This is a genomic window from Ruegeria sp. HKCCA5839, from assembly GCF_013035585.1.
Lineage (GTDB): Bacteria > Pseudomonadota > Alphaproteobacteria > Rhodobacterales > Rhodobacteraceae > Ruegeria.
The window spans coordinates 460,673-476,508 of the sequence record NZ_WQIE01000003.1 but is presented as its reverse complement, the minus strand read 5'-3'; the positions used below and the strand labels follow the sequence as shown (position 1 = coordinate 476,508).

At 53.4% G+C, this 15,836-nt stretch carries 12 protein-coding genes; 8 read left to right on the top strand and 4 right to left on the bottom strand.

What is annotated here, in order from left to right:
- Positions 1–472: 472 nt before the first annotated feature.
- From GOV38_RS11930 to GOV38_RS11915, 4 genes are read left to right on the top strand one after another with little or no spacing between them, the layout of a single operon-like run.
- Entirely contained in the window at positions 473–2,659 is a 2,187-nt protein-coding gene (locus tag GOV38_RS11930) for an adenylate/guanylate cyclase domain-containing protein (RefSeq protein ID WP_171209674.1), read from the top strand.
- Positions 2,652–3,359 (top strand): methyltransferase, encoded by a 708-nt coding sequence (locus GOV38_RS11925; protein ID WP_171209675.1) that lies wholly within the window; start codon positions 2,652–2,654, stop codon positions 3,357–3,359. The genes GOV38_RS11930 and GOV38_RS11925 overlap by 8 nt, the downstream gene beginning before the upstream one ends.
- Positions 3,356–5,032, top strand: coding sequence for a transporter substrate-binding domain-containing protein (locus tag GOV38_RS11920; protein ID WP_171209676.1), 1,677 nt, complete (start codon positions 3,356–3,358; stop codon positions 5,030–5,032). The genes GOV38_RS11925 and GOV38_RS11920 overlap by 4 nt, the downstream gene beginning before the upstream one ends.
- A complete protein-coding gene (locus GOV38_RS11915) occupies positions 5,029–5,673 on the top strand; it encodes a hypothetical protein (protein ID WP_171209677.1) in 645 nt (214 codons plus the stop codon). Before GOV38_RS11920 ends, GOV38_RS11915 begins: the two co-directional genes overlap by 4 nt.
- A gap of 483 nt (positions 5,674–6,156) precedes the next feature.
- Here the strand turns inward: GOV38_RS11915 and GOV38_RS11910 are convergent, their stop codons facing one another.
- Positions 6,157–6,612: a hypothetical protein gene (locus tag GOV38_RS11910; RefSeq protein ID WP_171209678.1), complete on the bottom strand. Its 456-nt coding sequence runs from the start codon at positions 6,610–6,612 to the stop codon at positions 6,157–6,159.
- Positions 6,613–6,702: 90 nt separating this feature from the next.
- Entirely contained in the window at positions 6,703–7,785 is a 1,083-nt protein-coding gene (locus GOV38_RS11905) for a hypothetical protein (protein ID WP_171209679.1), read from the bottom strand.
- 354 nt (positions 7,786–8,139) lie between these two features.
- On the opposite strand from GOV38_RS11905, the gene GOV38_RS11900 reads away from it, so the two are divergent.
- A complete protein-coding gene (locus tag GOV38_RS11900) occupies positions 8,140–9,681 on the top strand; it encodes an ankyrin repeat domain-containing protein (RefSeq protein ID WP_171209680.1) in 1,542 nt (513 codons plus the stop codon).
- A gap of 48 nt (positions 9,682–9,729) precedes the next feature.
- Here the strand turns inward: GOV38_RS11900 and GOV38_RS11895 are convergent, their stop codons facing one another.
- Positions 9,730–10,185: a GNAT family N-acetyltransferase gene (locus tag GOV38_RS11895; protein WP_254430613.1), complete on the bottom strand. Its 456-nt coding sequence runs from the start codon at positions 10,183–10,185 to the stop codon at positions 9,730–9,732.
- Positions 10,186–10,944: 759 nt separating this feature from the next.
- On the opposite strand from GOV38_RS11895, the gene GOV38_RS11890 reads away from it, so the two are divergent.
- Genes GOV38_RS11890 through GOV38_RS11880 form a run of 3 tightly spaced genes read left to right on the top strand, consistent with a single transcriptional unit; the run spans position 10,945 to position 13,969 of the window.
- Entirely contained in the window at positions 10,945–11,904 is a 960-nt protein-coding gene (locus GOV38_RS11890) for an HlyD family secretion protein (RefSeq protein ID WP_254430614.1), read from the top strand.
- Entirely contained in the window at positions 11,901–12,827 is a 927-nt protein-coding gene (locus GOV38_RS11885) for an ABC transporter ATP-binding protein (RefSeq protein ID WP_171209682.1), read from the top strand. The genes GOV38_RS11890 and GOV38_RS11885 overlap by 4 nt, the downstream gene beginning before the upstream one ends.
- The gene (locus GOV38_RS11880) at positions 12,824–13,969 is read left to right on the top strand and encodes an ABC transporter permease (protein ID WP_171209684.1); all 1,146 of its coding nucleotides are present in this window, start codon (positions 12,824–12,826) and stop codon (positions 13,967–13,969) included. The genes GOV38_RS11885 and GOV38_RS11880 overlap by 4 nt, the downstream gene beginning before the upstream one ends.
- Before the next feature lie 220 nt (positions 13,970–14,189).
- On the opposite strand, the gene GOV38_RS11875 is transcribed toward GOV38_RS11880, so the two are convergent.
- Positions 14,190–15,494 carry an adenylate/guanylate cyclase domain-containing protein gene (locus GOV38_RS11875; protein ID WP_171209685.1) on the bottom strand — a complete coding sequence of 435 codons (1,305 nt, stop codon included), beginning with the start codon at positions 15,492–15,494 and terminating at the stop codon, positions 14,190–14,192.
- Positions 15,495–15,836: the final 342 nt, after the last annotated feature.

Below are 15,836 nucleotides of genomic sequence, written 5' to 3'. Positions count from 1 at the left end.
TTCGCAGGCAGCGGTTCTCACGCAAAATGGCGTTGTTCGGGCAACAGCGTCGGATCATGTCCCGAACAAATTCCAAAACCTCGACAGAGCCGTCTCAAAGGATCAAGCAATCAACCACTCAAGAGCAACCGATAGGGCGGATATCGGTTAGTGTGGTAAACGAAACCTAAACGGATCAACTCTAGCCCGCGTTCAAGCAAGCATTACTGTCGGTTGCCTCTCCCAAGACAGGATTCACTGGAACGGGATTCGTTTGGAAAAAACTGGGCCCGAAACATAGCTGGGATACGAGGCACGTGTGAAATAAGGCAAGAATGATCTAACGATAAAGGAGCATGTGTTAGCTCATCACAGGCGCTTAATCTTTGTGCGATTGGTAACTGAGCGACTGCCTACTACCTAACATTTAAGTTGGAACCTTTGGAAAATAGGTGTGTTATGATCAGTTGAAGTATTACCGGGGTTTGGCTTTATGCAAAACACACAGGAAAGCCAGACAGACGTCGCGCCCCTAAACGGGTCGAATGTAGCCAGGCGACGCTTTTCGGTTCCGCTCAAGGCTACAATTATTGTGGTGTTCTTTTTAACAACAGTTCCGGTTCTGTTAGCGACAATTCAGATCAACTACCAATCGAGTGAGCGTGTACTCAGGAATCACGCTGCGGACATTGTCGAAAGGTTCCGCAACGAAACAATCCGACAGATAAACTCAGAGTTCCAAGCATTGAAATCTCTCGTCGCGACGGCGGCAGAGCTTGGTCGGCAAGCCCCAGATCTATTCACCGACAGCAGAGCGCTAGTCTATCTTTTCGAGATGTTGGGCTACAGTGAAACGTTGTTGAACATCTATGTCGGAACAAACGACGGCGGATTTCGTCAAGCGCGACGCATTCATGATCATGACGCATCCTTCCACGGAGCCAAGCCTCCCGAAGACGCGGTCTATGCATATCGCTTGATCGAACCGGACATGGGGCCGCCAATTCTCGATAGGTATATCTTTCTTGATAATGAACAGTCTGTTCTTGGCGACGTCGGGATAGACAGCGGTTATGATCCTCGCAGTCGATCTTGGTATTTACAGGCAGAAGAGGCAGGCGACGCTATTATCACAGATCCAGAGCTCTTCTGGGCATTTGGACTTGTAGGATTTACTGTCGCCGAACCTTACTCTGTCGACGGTAGTTTACTGGGCGTCGTCGCCGCAGATGTGACACTGGATCGCTTTTCGCAGTACCTGGCTGAGAACCCTGTCAGCGACAATAGCGTAAGCTATATGCTGGACGACAAAGGGCTGGTTCTGGCGGCTTCAGACGGCATGACCCAATTCGGCGGTGGCAACAACCAAGTGGCTTTGACTCATGTCGCAGATGCCGAGAATCGAATTGCGGCCACGGCATATAGCCAGAGCCACGAATCCGAGGGGGCAGAAGTATACGACTTTTCTTATGACGGACAGGATTTCATCGTCTCGCTATCCTCGTTCCACGAAAACCTGGGCAAGCCCTGGCGATTAATGGTGGTTACACCACTTGACGATTTTACGGCTGAATTTCACGCGAGCAACCGCAAGATGCTGATCATTGGGCTGGCCGCCGTAGCGATCCAACTAACTGTAATCACGATTATTGCAGGCCTCGTCGCCTCCCCTCTCCAACGGCTCGCGCGCAAGGTCGAGCGGATACAATCGCTAGATAGCGCTTCGGACATCCCGATAGTTCGCTCACGCGTGAGAGAAATTGCGATTCTCTCATCTGCAATTGAGACCTTAGATACGGCTGTCCAGGCTTTTGCTCGCTTTGTTCCAGTTGAGTTGGTTCGGCAGTTGCTAAAGTCAGATCAAAAGCTTGAACTGGGCGGGCAGAGTCGGTTCCTGTCGATCTTGTTCTGCGACGTAGAAGCGTTTTCGACCTTAGCCGAGCGAATTGCAGCGCGGGATCTTCTTAGTCGCGTTTCTTCGCTATTGGGGATGTTCAACCGTCGCGTTCTTGAGGAAAAGGGCACAATCGACAAGTTTGTCGGCGACGGTGTCATGGCCTTTTGGGGGGCGCCGTCACCTCTGGATGAACATGCTTTTCATGCCTGCGTTGCCGCATTGGCTGTTCAAAATGATCTGGAGCGTCTGAACCAGGATTGGCGCAAATCCGACGAGCCCGAAATGCGGCTTAGGGTCGGCATTCATTCCGACGTGGTTTTGGTCGGTAACGTCGGCTCACGAGAAAGGATGAGCTACACTGTGTTGGGCGATGGGGTAAACATCGCGGCTCGGCTTGAAGATTGTAACAAAATTTATGGAACACAAATATGCATCAGCCATGACACCTTTCGCGAAGCCGGTGATCGTTTGTGCGTGCGTCCGATCGACGAGTTGCAGGTAAAAGGACGACGCTCTCTTGTCACAATTTACGAACTTTTAGGAGCACATGGTGCGGGTGACCAGTTTGAGCCATCAGAGAGCACCCTGGAGATAGCTCGGCTTAGTCGGCGCGCGTTTGATGCTTTGGTCGCAAAAGATCACAACACTGCTCTCAAAGCCTATCGCGAAGTCCTAGAAAGGCGACCCGATGATCCGGTGGCCAGCTTGCATGTGAAGCGGTTGGAGGCGGGTGAAATCGACCCGCCCTCGCGCGCTTGGGTACGAGAAATCAACGATGTGTAGCACATACGGTGCGTCGACGACTGATCCGTTTCGTCCCAGCGATTACTCAGCCGCGTTGGTGCGATGTCTTCAAGATGAAAACAATAGTTTGGTCGGGGCTCGTGTACTTGATGTGGGCTGCGGAAGCGGAGTTTTACTCGCTGCAGCAGGCGCAAAGGGTGCGGCACAACTAACAGGTGTTGATATTGAGCCCGACGCGGTCGCGTCGACCATCGCATTGCTAGAAAGCGAGGGGACTGCGGCGGTATACGACATTCACCAAGGTCAGCTCTTTGACCCTTTGGGTAATCGGAAGTTCGATCTGGTGCTGGCTAACCTTCCTCACTTTCCAATGGATCAAGCCACTGTTGCAGGACGCTTAGCGACTTGGAGCGCTGGCGGCCTTAGCGGCCGAAGACTGCTAGATCAATTCCTTGAAGGCTTGCTCCCGCATCTTGCGCCACGTGGCCGCGCGCTGATCGTGCACAATGCATTCATCGGCCTTGGCGAGACCCGAGACAAAGCTGCTGCGCTGGGGTTCACAGTTCGCCTACTCAACTCCTTTCTGGTTCCCCTACCCCAAACCAAGTTGGATGTTATGAATCGAGTTATTCTGAAGCGGGAAACCGGGAATTCGATCTTTCGGTTCGGGGACCACACTTTCGGCGAAGTGGCCGTATTGTCGCTCGCTCGATCTGGCGCTGGAGAGGAACTTTCATGAAGGTTGCAACAGCAATTGTTTTGGCCGTCTTTATACTGACCTCGGCCTTGGTAGTTGCACCTGTTAGCGCCCAAACTCCAGATGAAGCCCTCGAAATACTACTGACCGAGGCGCGAGCCAAGTTGCCCACAGCCTGCGACGATCCGACGGCTGATCGTCTTGTCCGGATACTTTGTTCTGGCCGTATGCGCACGGGGATAAGAGGGCATTATCCGCTTTTTGCTACACGCAATGCAGATCGATCCGACAGGATCGGCTACGACACAGATGTGGCCCGAGCAATAGCTGCCCGGCTCGGCGTAGAGCCTGAGTGGGTACATGTTCGCGCGGCAACACGGATATCAACCCTTGCTGAAGACGGCGCCGACGTTGTGATTGCGACCATGGGGCACAATACGCGCCGGGACAGTCAGGCAAAGTTCATCCGCCCCCACTATTATCAATCAGAAACAATCATAGTAGGCCCGCTCGAAACAGATGTTTCGGCTTGGTCCGATATCTCTGGCCAGCGTGTCTGCACCACAATTGGTAACTACGCGAATGCTCATCTGGTCACAGAAGGCGTTCGCTTAATGCTGTTCGAAGATGCCAGCCGCCTGCCAGAGGCGCTGACGGAACAAGTTTGTCGGTTGGTCGCACATGATGACAGTTTCCTGGCCTCATACCTTGCGGAACCCTCCTTTGGTGATCGGTTCGAGCCCAAATTCGGTTTTGACCCTGTGCCCTGGGGAATAGCAGTTGCTCAATCCGACAGCGACGATCTGGCTCGGGCATTGGAACTCATAAGTCAAATAATGCATCGCGACGGTGAATTCCTCGAACTCGCGCGCGAGAACGGAATTTTCACACAATTCCTGGAAGAACAACGGGGTCTCTGGCAGTCATCGGGATGCGCAACGATTGCTGCGTTACAAGACCCCTCATGTGTTCTGCCTGCCCTCGACGCAACTCCACCCCCAACCGCGTTTGCTGATACAGTCAAATCGGCAAGCAGTTGGATGGAAGACAAGCTTGGGTTTTCCCCGACATTGCCAATGCTGACAAGCCAACCGGCTTTTGAAATCTTTACCGCTGGCGTCGTCAATTCTTTTGTCCTTGTAATTGGGTCGTTGACCGCAACGCTGGGCTTTGCCTTGATCGTCGGTCTTCTGGCTGCATTTCCAAATCGTCTGGCGCGCTTTCTGGCCTGGAGCGTGATCTCGGTGATCCAGTCTTCGCCGGTCATCCTGACGCTGGTGGTAGTCGCCGCCGTAGCGAACGCCACCTTCACCTATTCTCCCGCAGTGGCTCTGGGGTCGGCGATCATCGCACTTGGCCTGATGAATGGCTGTAACGCGGGTCAAGCGATTGGCGAAGCCGCATACAGTCTGCGCCGAGACGGACGTCATGTTGGGCGTTTTAGCCTATCGCTCTATCGCGAGGCTGTACGGCGGTCTCTGACGCAGATTCTTTCATTTTTGGTGAACGCAGCCAAAGGCACACCCATTGCCAGTTTCACTGGGGCACCCGAGCTTCTGAGTGCCCTCACCGACATAACATCTTTCGCGGCTGGCCGCGCTACCACCTACACGCTGGTCTTACTGTTCTATATTACCGTTGTGATTTGCGTCGTCTGGGTATGTGAAGTCATGCGCAAAAGACTTGATGTGCGTTGGCAGGAGGCCGGATCATGACCGAGCTGATTAATCTGCTCAATTCGGATTATCCAAGCGAATTGCTTACTGGCATGGTGGTCAACTTCCAGATCGCGCTGATCGCCCTGGCGTTTGGGCTGGCATTAGGTGTTCCGTGCGTGCTGATCTTGTTCACGGGGCGCTTTTGGACGCATGCGATCAATCCGCTCGTCGGTTTGATGCGCGCAGCCCCAACGTTTGTCGTCATGTTCTTTCTATTAAACACTGTTCCACGGCAATTTCAGGTCTTGGGAGCCAACGTCTCGCTTTCGCCCGAGCTGATCGTCGCATTGTCACTGGTACCGTATGTTGCGGCCTATGTGGTTGATAACGGCAAGACCGCCATAATCGAACTGCGCAAAGGCTCGCATGAAGCAGCGCTACTGCTCATACCTAATTTGATACGCGCCTTCGTCGTTCTGGTGATGTCCTCCAGCGCTGGCGTGGCAATAGGCGTTAATGAAGGTATCGCAGTCGTTCTGCGTGAGGCTGAAAGATACTCAACCCTTGGTGATCAGATGTTGGTTTTTATGATCGGCGTATTTGCTTTTGGCGTCGTGTTTCAGCTCGGCTTCGCCTGTGTCCGCATTGGGATACATCTGTTTTCAAACGCCAAATCAAGTAAAACACGTTCGACATGAGACGTTTTTTATAATTTGTAATTCTTCTACCCACTATTACGTCAACGATGCGGCTTTGTGCCCATTGCGAACCTATCCACGATTTTCTTGTCCGTCCGATGGGCCGATATCTCCGTGTAGTCTTTACCAGCGTCGTGCTCAGCACACGCCGCACGGTCAGCAACATCGTGAACCGCCCAGAAGATTTCTTTAAAATGAACGTAATTTATACGTCAGCACCAATGGAACAGTTTGGTACGCAATTGGAGGCGACAGTATCGACTTAGCAGCCTACGCCAGGGTGCTTTCGGGCGAATTCGAACTCGATTCTAATAGGCAAGTGAAACTGTCCTTTGTCCCGCGCCCAATTCGTGCCACTCGGCAAGATGCCACCTGTGGCGGAATGCAAAAAAAACGCGGACAGGTTGCTGCCTGTTTTATCTGTGCATCAATAGCCAGCAGCTGGCTTTTCTTCTGACCGCCCTCGCCGTTTGAAGACTTTGGCTAGCCCAAACACTCGATATCAAACGCTGCAGCGCGCTTGGCGTCTTTCTCGAAAAAGCTCACCTGACCGCTTGCACCTTTGAAAACGCCGGTGCCACCGACAACTGCCAATTGGGTTTCGAAATGGGGTACGGTGTCGGGGTTAGTCGGGCTGGGGTAGGAACCAGAGTAGATCAGTTGGTTGCCGTCGATGGTCAGGTAAGCGTTTACTATGAGCTGAGTTTCACCCTGCCCCGAACCAGGTGCAATCAGCGTTGTGACGTTCTGCATGCCGATCATCTGGTCGTTTTCACTGAAAACTGTGACATGCCCTACCGCAACATCTCCGATACTGTTACCACCTGACGTAATTTTAAGGTCTTCCAAATAAACAGTAAATTTGCCGCATTCCGGAACGCTATCCGCAAACGCCGGAAGGGCTAGGGCAAGAAGAAGAATGAAGACAACAAAACGCATTTTGACTCTCCCCGGAAAAAAGGCTGAGCGAAATTGCTAGACAGGTGCTGCAAAAAGGCAAGCTTGAAACACATTCGCCTCTCTGTTCGCTTATTGTTTTCTAAGCTCAATCGTCAACAACCAGATTTCAAACGCGTATTTGCCTGCCCCGTTTTTGATAAGCGCTTCAAAGCGGTCGTAGAACTCGTTGAGATTAGCTTTGGTCGTTTGGTCGGTTTCGCCGCGCAACAAGGATTGCCTGAACGTGGACTCGGTAAAGGCACGAACAAAGCCCTTATAGCTGTTGGCGTAGTCTTGAGGCGCTTTGATTTGGTCTGCAAAGATATCATCCGGGTTGTGCTGAGCCGGGACAACCTCCGCTCTTTCGATCGAAAAGCCATCTGCCAAGTCCTTGTTGCGTTGAAATGGCTCAAGCGCCTCTTCACTGGACATAAACCAGATTGGCATAAGGAAGTCACGAAGCGCATGCTCAGATATCAACCCGTCGTTCACCATCGTTTCGGCGACGTGGTACATCGCGCGATAGGTATGCCTGCCAGAGCTGCAAATTCCATTGACCTCGCCCGCATCTGGAATAGCCCCCAACGTCGAGACCATAAGCCTGCCACCACGACGCAACTCTCGAAGTCGCAAGGTTAGGAAAGTTTCCCAGTCTCGTTGCGCTTGTTTTTTGAGCTCCAGACGAGCTTCTCCCTGAAGGTCTGCGAACCAGAGTGTACCTTTTGAAGAGATGCTGGGCTGTAAGCTGAGCCAATGGTTCGCACCGAACGAAGTTCCAACGTCAATGGACGACGCTGGTGCAGCCATTGAGAAAAAACTACCCACACTTGCAACTGGGCGAACATTGGAAGAGAGAGTGATGTAACCGTCCTGGCCAGCAGCGCATTCGAATAGGGTATTCCAATCGTTTTCCGCCTGATCGACATGGTGAACATAGATGGTGCATCCAGGGTAGCGGTCAGCAAAAGACTTTACGGCAGGCTTGATTGACAAAACCGCGTTCGATCCGGTGCCACAGCCATAGTCAGCAATGTGTATTTCATCTGATGCGGCCAGAACCTTATCGGCCATCTCCCGAACATAGTCCGCGCGAGATTGAATAGAGTGCTTCTGCGGGAGGGAATTTCCTGCATAGTCAATCATTCCCTCAGTTGAGCTGCTCCTATCGTTCATTCGATCCTCCCGCGCACAGTTGGATTGGCAGCTAGAGCCGATAGTATACATTGAATGTTGCGCAAAATCGATGAATTGACTGGCCCAAAAGTCGGTAGCAAGTCGCCAACCGAAAAGCCGCGATCGCTGCCCAATCGGTAGCCATCTAATGCGAACATTAATTGCCCAAATTGCCCTCTGGTCCGCTACTGACTTGCGGGAAATTCCCGCAAGCGCTACGCTAAACTGAGGTCGTTCCGAGGCGACCCCCTGGTCCGCGGAAAGCTGTCATCGGCACCTCGAACAGAATGTGTGAAAACCACATCGGTTTCTCAGCCCGGATTAGCGGACCGTCGGGCATTGGAGGGAAGACCGATGACCAAATCACTCGATCAACTGCGCCGTGATGCCAAGGCTTTAGGCAAAGCTCTGACAGAAGGCGACAAAGGTGCCATGCTTCGCGTCCATGGCATAGTAGCGCCCCCCGCAAACGGTGCCTACAAACACGCGGATTGTCTGCATGTCATCGCGCGCGAGACGGGATACGCTTCTTGGCCAGCATTGAAACTTGCCGTTGAAACACAAGGTATGGATCGCGCACAGAAACAGGGACGGCTGCGTTGGGCGCTCTACAACGGCTCAATAGAGACGATCCAGCATCTGCTTGCGGATGAGCCGGACCTTGCCGAGGGTCAGGTGCCTTTGCTCGTTGCTCTTTATGACGTGACTGCGATGCGCAAGATCCTTGCGCAGGATCCCGGTGCTGCGACACGCGAATACCCGCCGCGGAGACCTATGTGCCATCTGGCGTTTTCAAGATATCTGGGGATGAAACCTGAGAAAGAACCCGAGATGCTTGCTATGGCGGAATTGCTTGTCGAACACGGGGCAGATGTGAATGACAGTTTCGCCTTCGACCCCGAAGCAGATCACCGCTTGTCCGCGCTTTACGGTGCCATCGGCCATGCAGACAACATGCCTTTGGCCAGATGGCTGTTGGAGCATGGGGCAAATCCCGACGACGATGAATCCCTCTACCATTCCACGGAACTGGCCCATACCGACGGTCTTCGTATGTTGCTGGCGCACGGGGCAAATCCGAAGGGAACAAATGCATTGCCGAGGGCGATTGACTTCAACAGCACCGATGCTGTTCGGCTGTTGCTGAAACACGGTGCTGATCCCAATGAAGGCATCAACCCTCATCCGTCGGGTGAACCTTCCTTGGTGATCCCTGCCTTGCATCAAGCGGCCCGACGTTTGGCTTCGGGCGAAATCGCTCGGCTCTTGTTGGATCATGGCGCAAACCCAAATGCTGTTAGCCGCGGCCACTCTCCCTATGCTTTTGCCCGTATTTTCGGAAACAGGGGTGTCGCGACGGTTCTGGAACATGCACGTGCATCCACGCAGTTGACGTTGATTGAAGAGCAACTGGCGCGGGCAGCGGACGGAATATCAAAGGAGGATGACCAGATTGACATGAATGCCCTGTCGCAAGAGATGAAGTTTCTTCTTTGCCGCCTCGTCTGGCGCGAAGGAACCCTGCCTCACATGCAACGTCTAGTCGAAATTGGCTTTGAGCCAAATCTGCCGGATGAGATGGGTATGCCGCCCCTGCACCTTGCTGGTTGGGAAGGAATGCCCAACGTCATGTCATATTTTCTGGGCCAGAACCCGGACCTGAACCACACAAACGCCTACGGAGGGACCTTGCTCTCAACGATCGTTCACGGGTCCGAAAATTGCCCGCAAAGGGCACATCGCCATCACATCGATTGTGCGCGTCTGGCGCTGGAGAACGGCGTAGCGCTTCCTCGAAACGCCTCACAATTCGCAACCGTTCCCGAGATGTCCTCCTTTCTGGCTGATTGGGTGGAAGCGCATCCCCTGCAAGTCACGGAACATGGAGTCGTTTAAAGCGAGAAATGTTTGTGCCAGATGTACAGGCTGGCGCAGCAAGATTGTCTAAAGGCCGACCTTCATGGGCAGGATCGGCCCCCAGGGCGTTTGCCGCGCTTCACCAAAGACAGAGAATCCCGCCTTATGATAGGCCGCGATCGCACGCGCATTGTCCGGGTGCGGATCTGTTGCGACAACCGGGACTCCTGCGGAAAACACCCGTTTAAGATGCTCAGAGATAAAGGCCGGGCCGTGCCCGCGCCCGATCATATCTGGCTCACCAATAAACTGGTCGATGCCCCGAGATCCCGGCGGAAGGGAATAGAAAGGGTGATCCTCCCAACCGTGAACAGTGTAATCCTGGATATATGCAAACGGGCGTTCTGCAAGCGAAACGATCCATCGTCGGACTCGTGCGTCTTCCAGTTCTTTGTTCGTGCTTGGTTCATTGGAATCCCACCATTCGCGAACATGCGGGTGCGATTGCCATTCCGAGATCATAGCAAGATCAGCCGACGTCATCTTGCGAAACGCATATCGGTTAGGGATAAGCATGGCCAAGGGTAGCAAAGAGGGGGCAGATGTTTAAGAGCATCTGACGACCCCTTGGCACGTGGCGATATGCCTTTTTTGGGATCAATGGTTTGTTTTGGCGTTGCTCGGCCCATTGCTGCCGTTCATCCTTGAAGACCATCGCTACGGTGCGGCCTGTCAGAGACGTTCGCTGCGGATGCAAAATCGATACGCGGGCGAACGTGGAGCGTGCGGACTTTTCTGCCGCTAACCCATATCGTTTGGTGCAGTGCATCTTCCATTCGAAAATCTGATTTGAGACTTCCTCCTGAACGAGATGGAAGTAGAAACGAACAATTTTGAAAATATCGACCGGGTATCGCGTGGCAAAAAGTCCTGATGCCCTGTAAATATCTATCCAACTATACAACAATAACGGAGAAGATAGTGGCCTTCGCAGCGCGGGACCCCGATGCTGATATTTTACGCGTCGCTCCGGAGGAGCCATTGGGGCAAAAAGGTGACATGGTACCGCCGGACCATTCGCAATTTCGAAGTGGTTGATAGCGGGAAAGATACTTATTTCCTGCAGGGAGATAATCTCCATCTGATCGGAGAAATACTGAAGGAGTGGCTGACGCGCCTGCCCCCTTTTACCTCTCCTGCTATCTGTAGTTGCTGAACCGTATACATAAATCAGATTTCCTGATTGTATACTTTGACTGTTATCCAACGCGCTCGAAGACCAATCACCGGAGGGAAGCCCTGTTGAATCTGACTATCTCCACACCTTTTATTCTGGCGGCTGCACTGCCCGTTTTTCTCGACCGGTGCTCTGGTTCCGATACCAGCGTCGCTTTGGGCGTATTGGCGCGCGACCGGGTGGCCTTGACCGCGACCGCCAGCGAAATCGTCGTTGATCTACCAATTGCCGAAGGCGCTGTGGTCAAGGTTGGCGACACGCTGGTTCAGCTCGACCCCACACTGCAAAGCGCAAAGCTGGCACTGGCGCAGGCTGAACTGGAAAAGGCGCGGGCCACGTTTCTGAAGTTGCAGGTGGGGCCACGCGAGGAAGAGATTGCAATTGCCAAAGCCAAAGTCGCAGGCGCTGTTGCACGTCTTGCCGATGCCGAGGCCATCTATGACCGAAACGCCAGACTCGTCAAGAAGTCGGTCGTGACTGAGGCTCAGGTGGAAAATGATCTGGCCGTACGCGATTCCGCGCGGGCTGAACTGGCCAGCGCTCAGGAATCGCTGAAAGAGCTGCAGAACGGCACCAGGCCCGAAGACCTGGCAGTTGCCGAAGCCAACGTACGGGCCGCCGAAGCGTCGGTTTCCGCGCAGCAAACTGTTCTGGACAACTTGACGGTTATCGCCACCCGAGATGGCGTGCTGGATTCCCTGCCGTGGAATTTGGGTGAACGAGTAACCTCCGGCAGCCCGGTGGCCGTGATCGTAACGGGCCAAGCTCCCTATGCGCGTGTCTACGTTCCTGAGCCACATCGCGTCAATCTGAGACCCGGCGAAACGCTGGAAGTGCGCGTAGACGGGCTGGCCGATCCGTTGGACGGCGTGATCCGCTGGATCAGCGACAACGCGTCCTTCACCCCCTATTACGGTTTGAACCAGGATGACCGAACACGGCTTGTCTATTTGGCCGAGATAGACCTACCCACCGCATCCCCAGACTTGCCCGCCGGAGTGCCCGTGCAGGTCCCCATGCCATGAAGGATATCGTCGTCTCGACGAAAGGTCTGACCCGGCAGTTCGGAGAAAATACTGCCGTTAACAATCTGGATCTCGAAATCCGAACAGGCCAGATTTACGGGTTTCTTGGTCCCAATGGCTGCGGCAAGACCACGACCATGCGCATGCTGACTGGGCTGCTGACACCCAGTAGCGGGGCGATCTCGGTTTTGGGTCAATCGATGCCCGAAGCGGCTGAGCCGCTGAAGAACGAGATCGGGTATATGACGCAGATCTTTTCGTATTACCGCGACTTGACAGTACTGGAGAACCTTCGGTTCGCGGCGGAAATATATGGCATTCCAGTGAAGTCGGCCAAGGACCGGATTGAAGAGCTACTGCACACCTATGACCTGACAACAAACACTGATCAGCTCAGCGGCAGCATGAGCGGCGGGCAACGACAGAAGCTGGCTCTTGCAGCCACCGTCATACACCGACCAAAACTGTTATTTCTAGATGAACCGACCTCGGCCGTTGACCCTGAAACCCGTCGCACGTTCTGGGAACAGCTGTTTGATCTTGTGGATCAGGGCGCGACAATGATCGTGTCGACCCATTTCATGGACGAGGCCGAGCGCTGTCACCGGCTGGCCATCCTGCAACACGGGGTGAAAAAGTCAGATGGATCTCCGCGTCAGTTGATGGATGATTTGCAAGCCAATGTTGTCGAGGTTGAAGGACCTGACCTGAGAAAGGTGAAACACCTATTGGACGGCCAGCCTAAAATCCTATCAACCGCGCAAGTCGGGTCACGGCTGCGTGTGCTTGTTGACAAATCCGAGCCACAGCCAGCGGATATGCTGCGCACAAAGCTAAGTGCATATCCCGACCTGTCCCTGACACCGCAACGACCGAACCTCGAGGACGTCTTTGTCAGCGCCACACGGGGGCCAGAACAATGATCTCGCCACGCCGCACCGTTGCTGTGCTGAAAAAAGAGCTGCTGCAACTTCGGCGGGACCGGATGACATTTGCTATGGTGATCATGATACCTCTGATCCAGCTGCTGTTATTTGGTTATGCCATCAACACCAACTTACGCCACGTCCCTGTCGCTCTGGTAGATGAATCCAGAACCGAGCTGTCGCGCACGCTGGCGCAGATCGTTCAGGCCACACAGGTCGTGACAATCACTGAAGAGCTGACCACCCCTCAAGAGGCGGAGCGCGCAATCACTGAGTCCCGAGTGCGTGCCGCACTGATCATACCTCCGGATGTCAGCCAACGCCTTGCTCGCAGCTCGTCTGTTGGGCTGGGCCTACCAAACGCAACCAACCAGACCAGCAGCCGACCGGTTGCCCACTGGATCGTCGATGGCTCAGACACGATGGTCTCCAGCGCAATCAAATCCTTGCGCATGATGCCTTTGACAGAACTACTGAAACAACCACCAAACCGGCAGGTGCCTACCTTCGAGGTGACGCTTTACTTCAACCCGGAGCAGCGGTCCGCGGTCAATATCGTGCCGGGTCTTGTCGGTGTGATCCTGACCATGACGATGATCCTGTTCACTTCAGCCGCCATTGTTCGCGAACGCGAGCGGGGCAATATGGAGATGCTGATCAACACGCCAATTCAGTCGATCGAACTGATGATCGGCAAGATCATCCCCTACATCTTTCTGGGCTTGATACAGGTCGTAATAATCCTCGGCCTAGGGCATGTTCTTTTCGATGTACCGATAAACGGCGGGTTGGGCACTTTGCTTGTGGTGACCTTGTTGTTCATCATCGCAAGCCTGTCGCTTGGGCTGGTGATTTCCACGCTTGCGCAGAACCAATTGCAGTCGATGCAGATGACTATCTTTGTCCTGTTGCCCTCGATCTTGATGTCGGGCTTCATGTTCCCCTTCGACGGTATGCCACAACCCGTCCAGATGATTGCTCAGGTCCTGCCGGCAACCCATTTCATGGACATGATCCGCGGCGTGGTCCTGCGCGACGCGTCGCTATACGAGTTACGTTGGGGAATTCTCTGGATGATCGGATTCGCAGCATTCGGGTTGCTGGTGGCGACTCTAAGATTCAAGAAACGGTTGGGTTGAAGACGGTAAGGCCGGAATACTGAGAGAATAGAGTTCGTTACGATCTGTACCCAGACTTTGCACAGTCCGCCTCCTGTGCAGAGCGGACACTCAGTGAAATCCACCCAATGTCTGCTCTTCAAATGCTGAATCCGCTGACCAATTTGTTGCCATCCGCCGTACAGCAAGTGCGGAATGAGCGGTACGTGGTTTGAATTCAGACGGACGAACGGACAACGGCCTATAGGCCAAAGACATCGATTTCCTCTTTCCGTCCGCGCAGTTTGATCCGACCTTGTTCAATCAAATTGTCAATGAAACCGGATTCTTCTCCTTTGGTTTCTTTTCGTGCGACTTCAACGAGCTCACTACTTGCCAAACCACAGCAGCCGATGTTTCGCGTCGCGCTTTCCAGCCGACTAGCGACATTCACTGTGTCGCCCAGAACAGCAAACTCAAGGCGTTGCCTTGTTCCAATGTTTCCGATTACGACCGGACCATAGTGCGCGCCGATTGCGAGCTTGAGATCGCCCCCCTCAAGCTTGCTCTTGGTCTTTTTCCAACGCTCAAATTCGTTAACCATCTCAATCATTGCCTGCAATGCGTTTGACGCATCACTGTCCGTTGGCTCGGGTGTCCCGAACGTAGCCATTAGACCGTCTCCAATGAACTTGTCCAATGTTCCGTTGTGGCGGAACACGATGTTTGCGAGTATTCCGTGCACTTCGCGCAATATGCCAATCGTTTCTACAGGTTCGCGTTCTTCCGACCAGGTTGTAAATGCAACCAAATCTGCAAAAAGAACTGCCGCGCTGTGCTCCTTCGGGCGCCAAAATGGATCTGAGCGTTCCGCGAGAAACTGCGCTGTCTTCTTCGGGAAGTATCGCCCGAGATTCTCTTTCTCCCTCGCAAGACTCGCCTGCCTGACCGCGATATTTCTCGATCTTTTGACTGCCAAAGCAAGCAGACCCGATGCTATGAGGAAAACCACAATTTCCTGTATTCGAACATCAATGTCTATGAATGTCGGCTGGGCTGCCATAGATAAAGCGTCTTCCAAATTAGCGTTGTTGATCTCCGGCGAAACGGTGTCGGGAAGGTTGAAAAGAAATCCGACGCCGATTGCCCAAGTGAGCGATCCGCAAACACCACCCCACAAAACCAATCGCGGCTGATAAACGTAGGCCAGTCCCGAGAGTAAAACGAAAAAGTAAATGAAGGGGCCAAAGCGAAATGCAAACTGCGGTGGATAATCAAACGGAACCAGAGGGTTTGGGAACAACAACGTGAACGTAAGTAATGAGAAATCTGCAAAAACAAACGCGTATTGATGCCATGGTTTTCCCCACGACGAACTTGCAACCAACCAAGGGGCCCAACCCAGAAGCGCAAAGATCAACAACAATGCAACCGTGAAGATGGGTGCAGGCCAAGGCGACAAAAAGGTCACAAGAACTGCTATGAAAAACAGAGCTATCGAACGCCCAATAGCGGCTGTCCGTTGAGATGCCAGCTCCTCTGATCTAAGAGGGGTCAACTCCTGCAAATACCCATCCTTCAATAATAGTCGGCATCCGAGAAACATTACTAGCGGATCATTCTACTGAGCATTCTAAACCGTCAACTCTATAGCACAAAACACGATTCTTTTTGGTTTAAGAACGCTGAAGCGGACGTTTGTCGCCAGCACGGAATCCGGAACTATGGGCTCAAAGCAGACGTTCGCTGCCCTCGGTGTCGACGGCTGCTACGCGGGACGAAGCCGCCAACCATCACGTATCCGCCGCCGGATTTTGAGATCTCGGTTTGCGCATCCAGGCCAAGCAACCGAGCGCGCAAGCCCCTCGATTTGACGACCCTGTATTTTTTTCTGATAGACAGCGCGCCC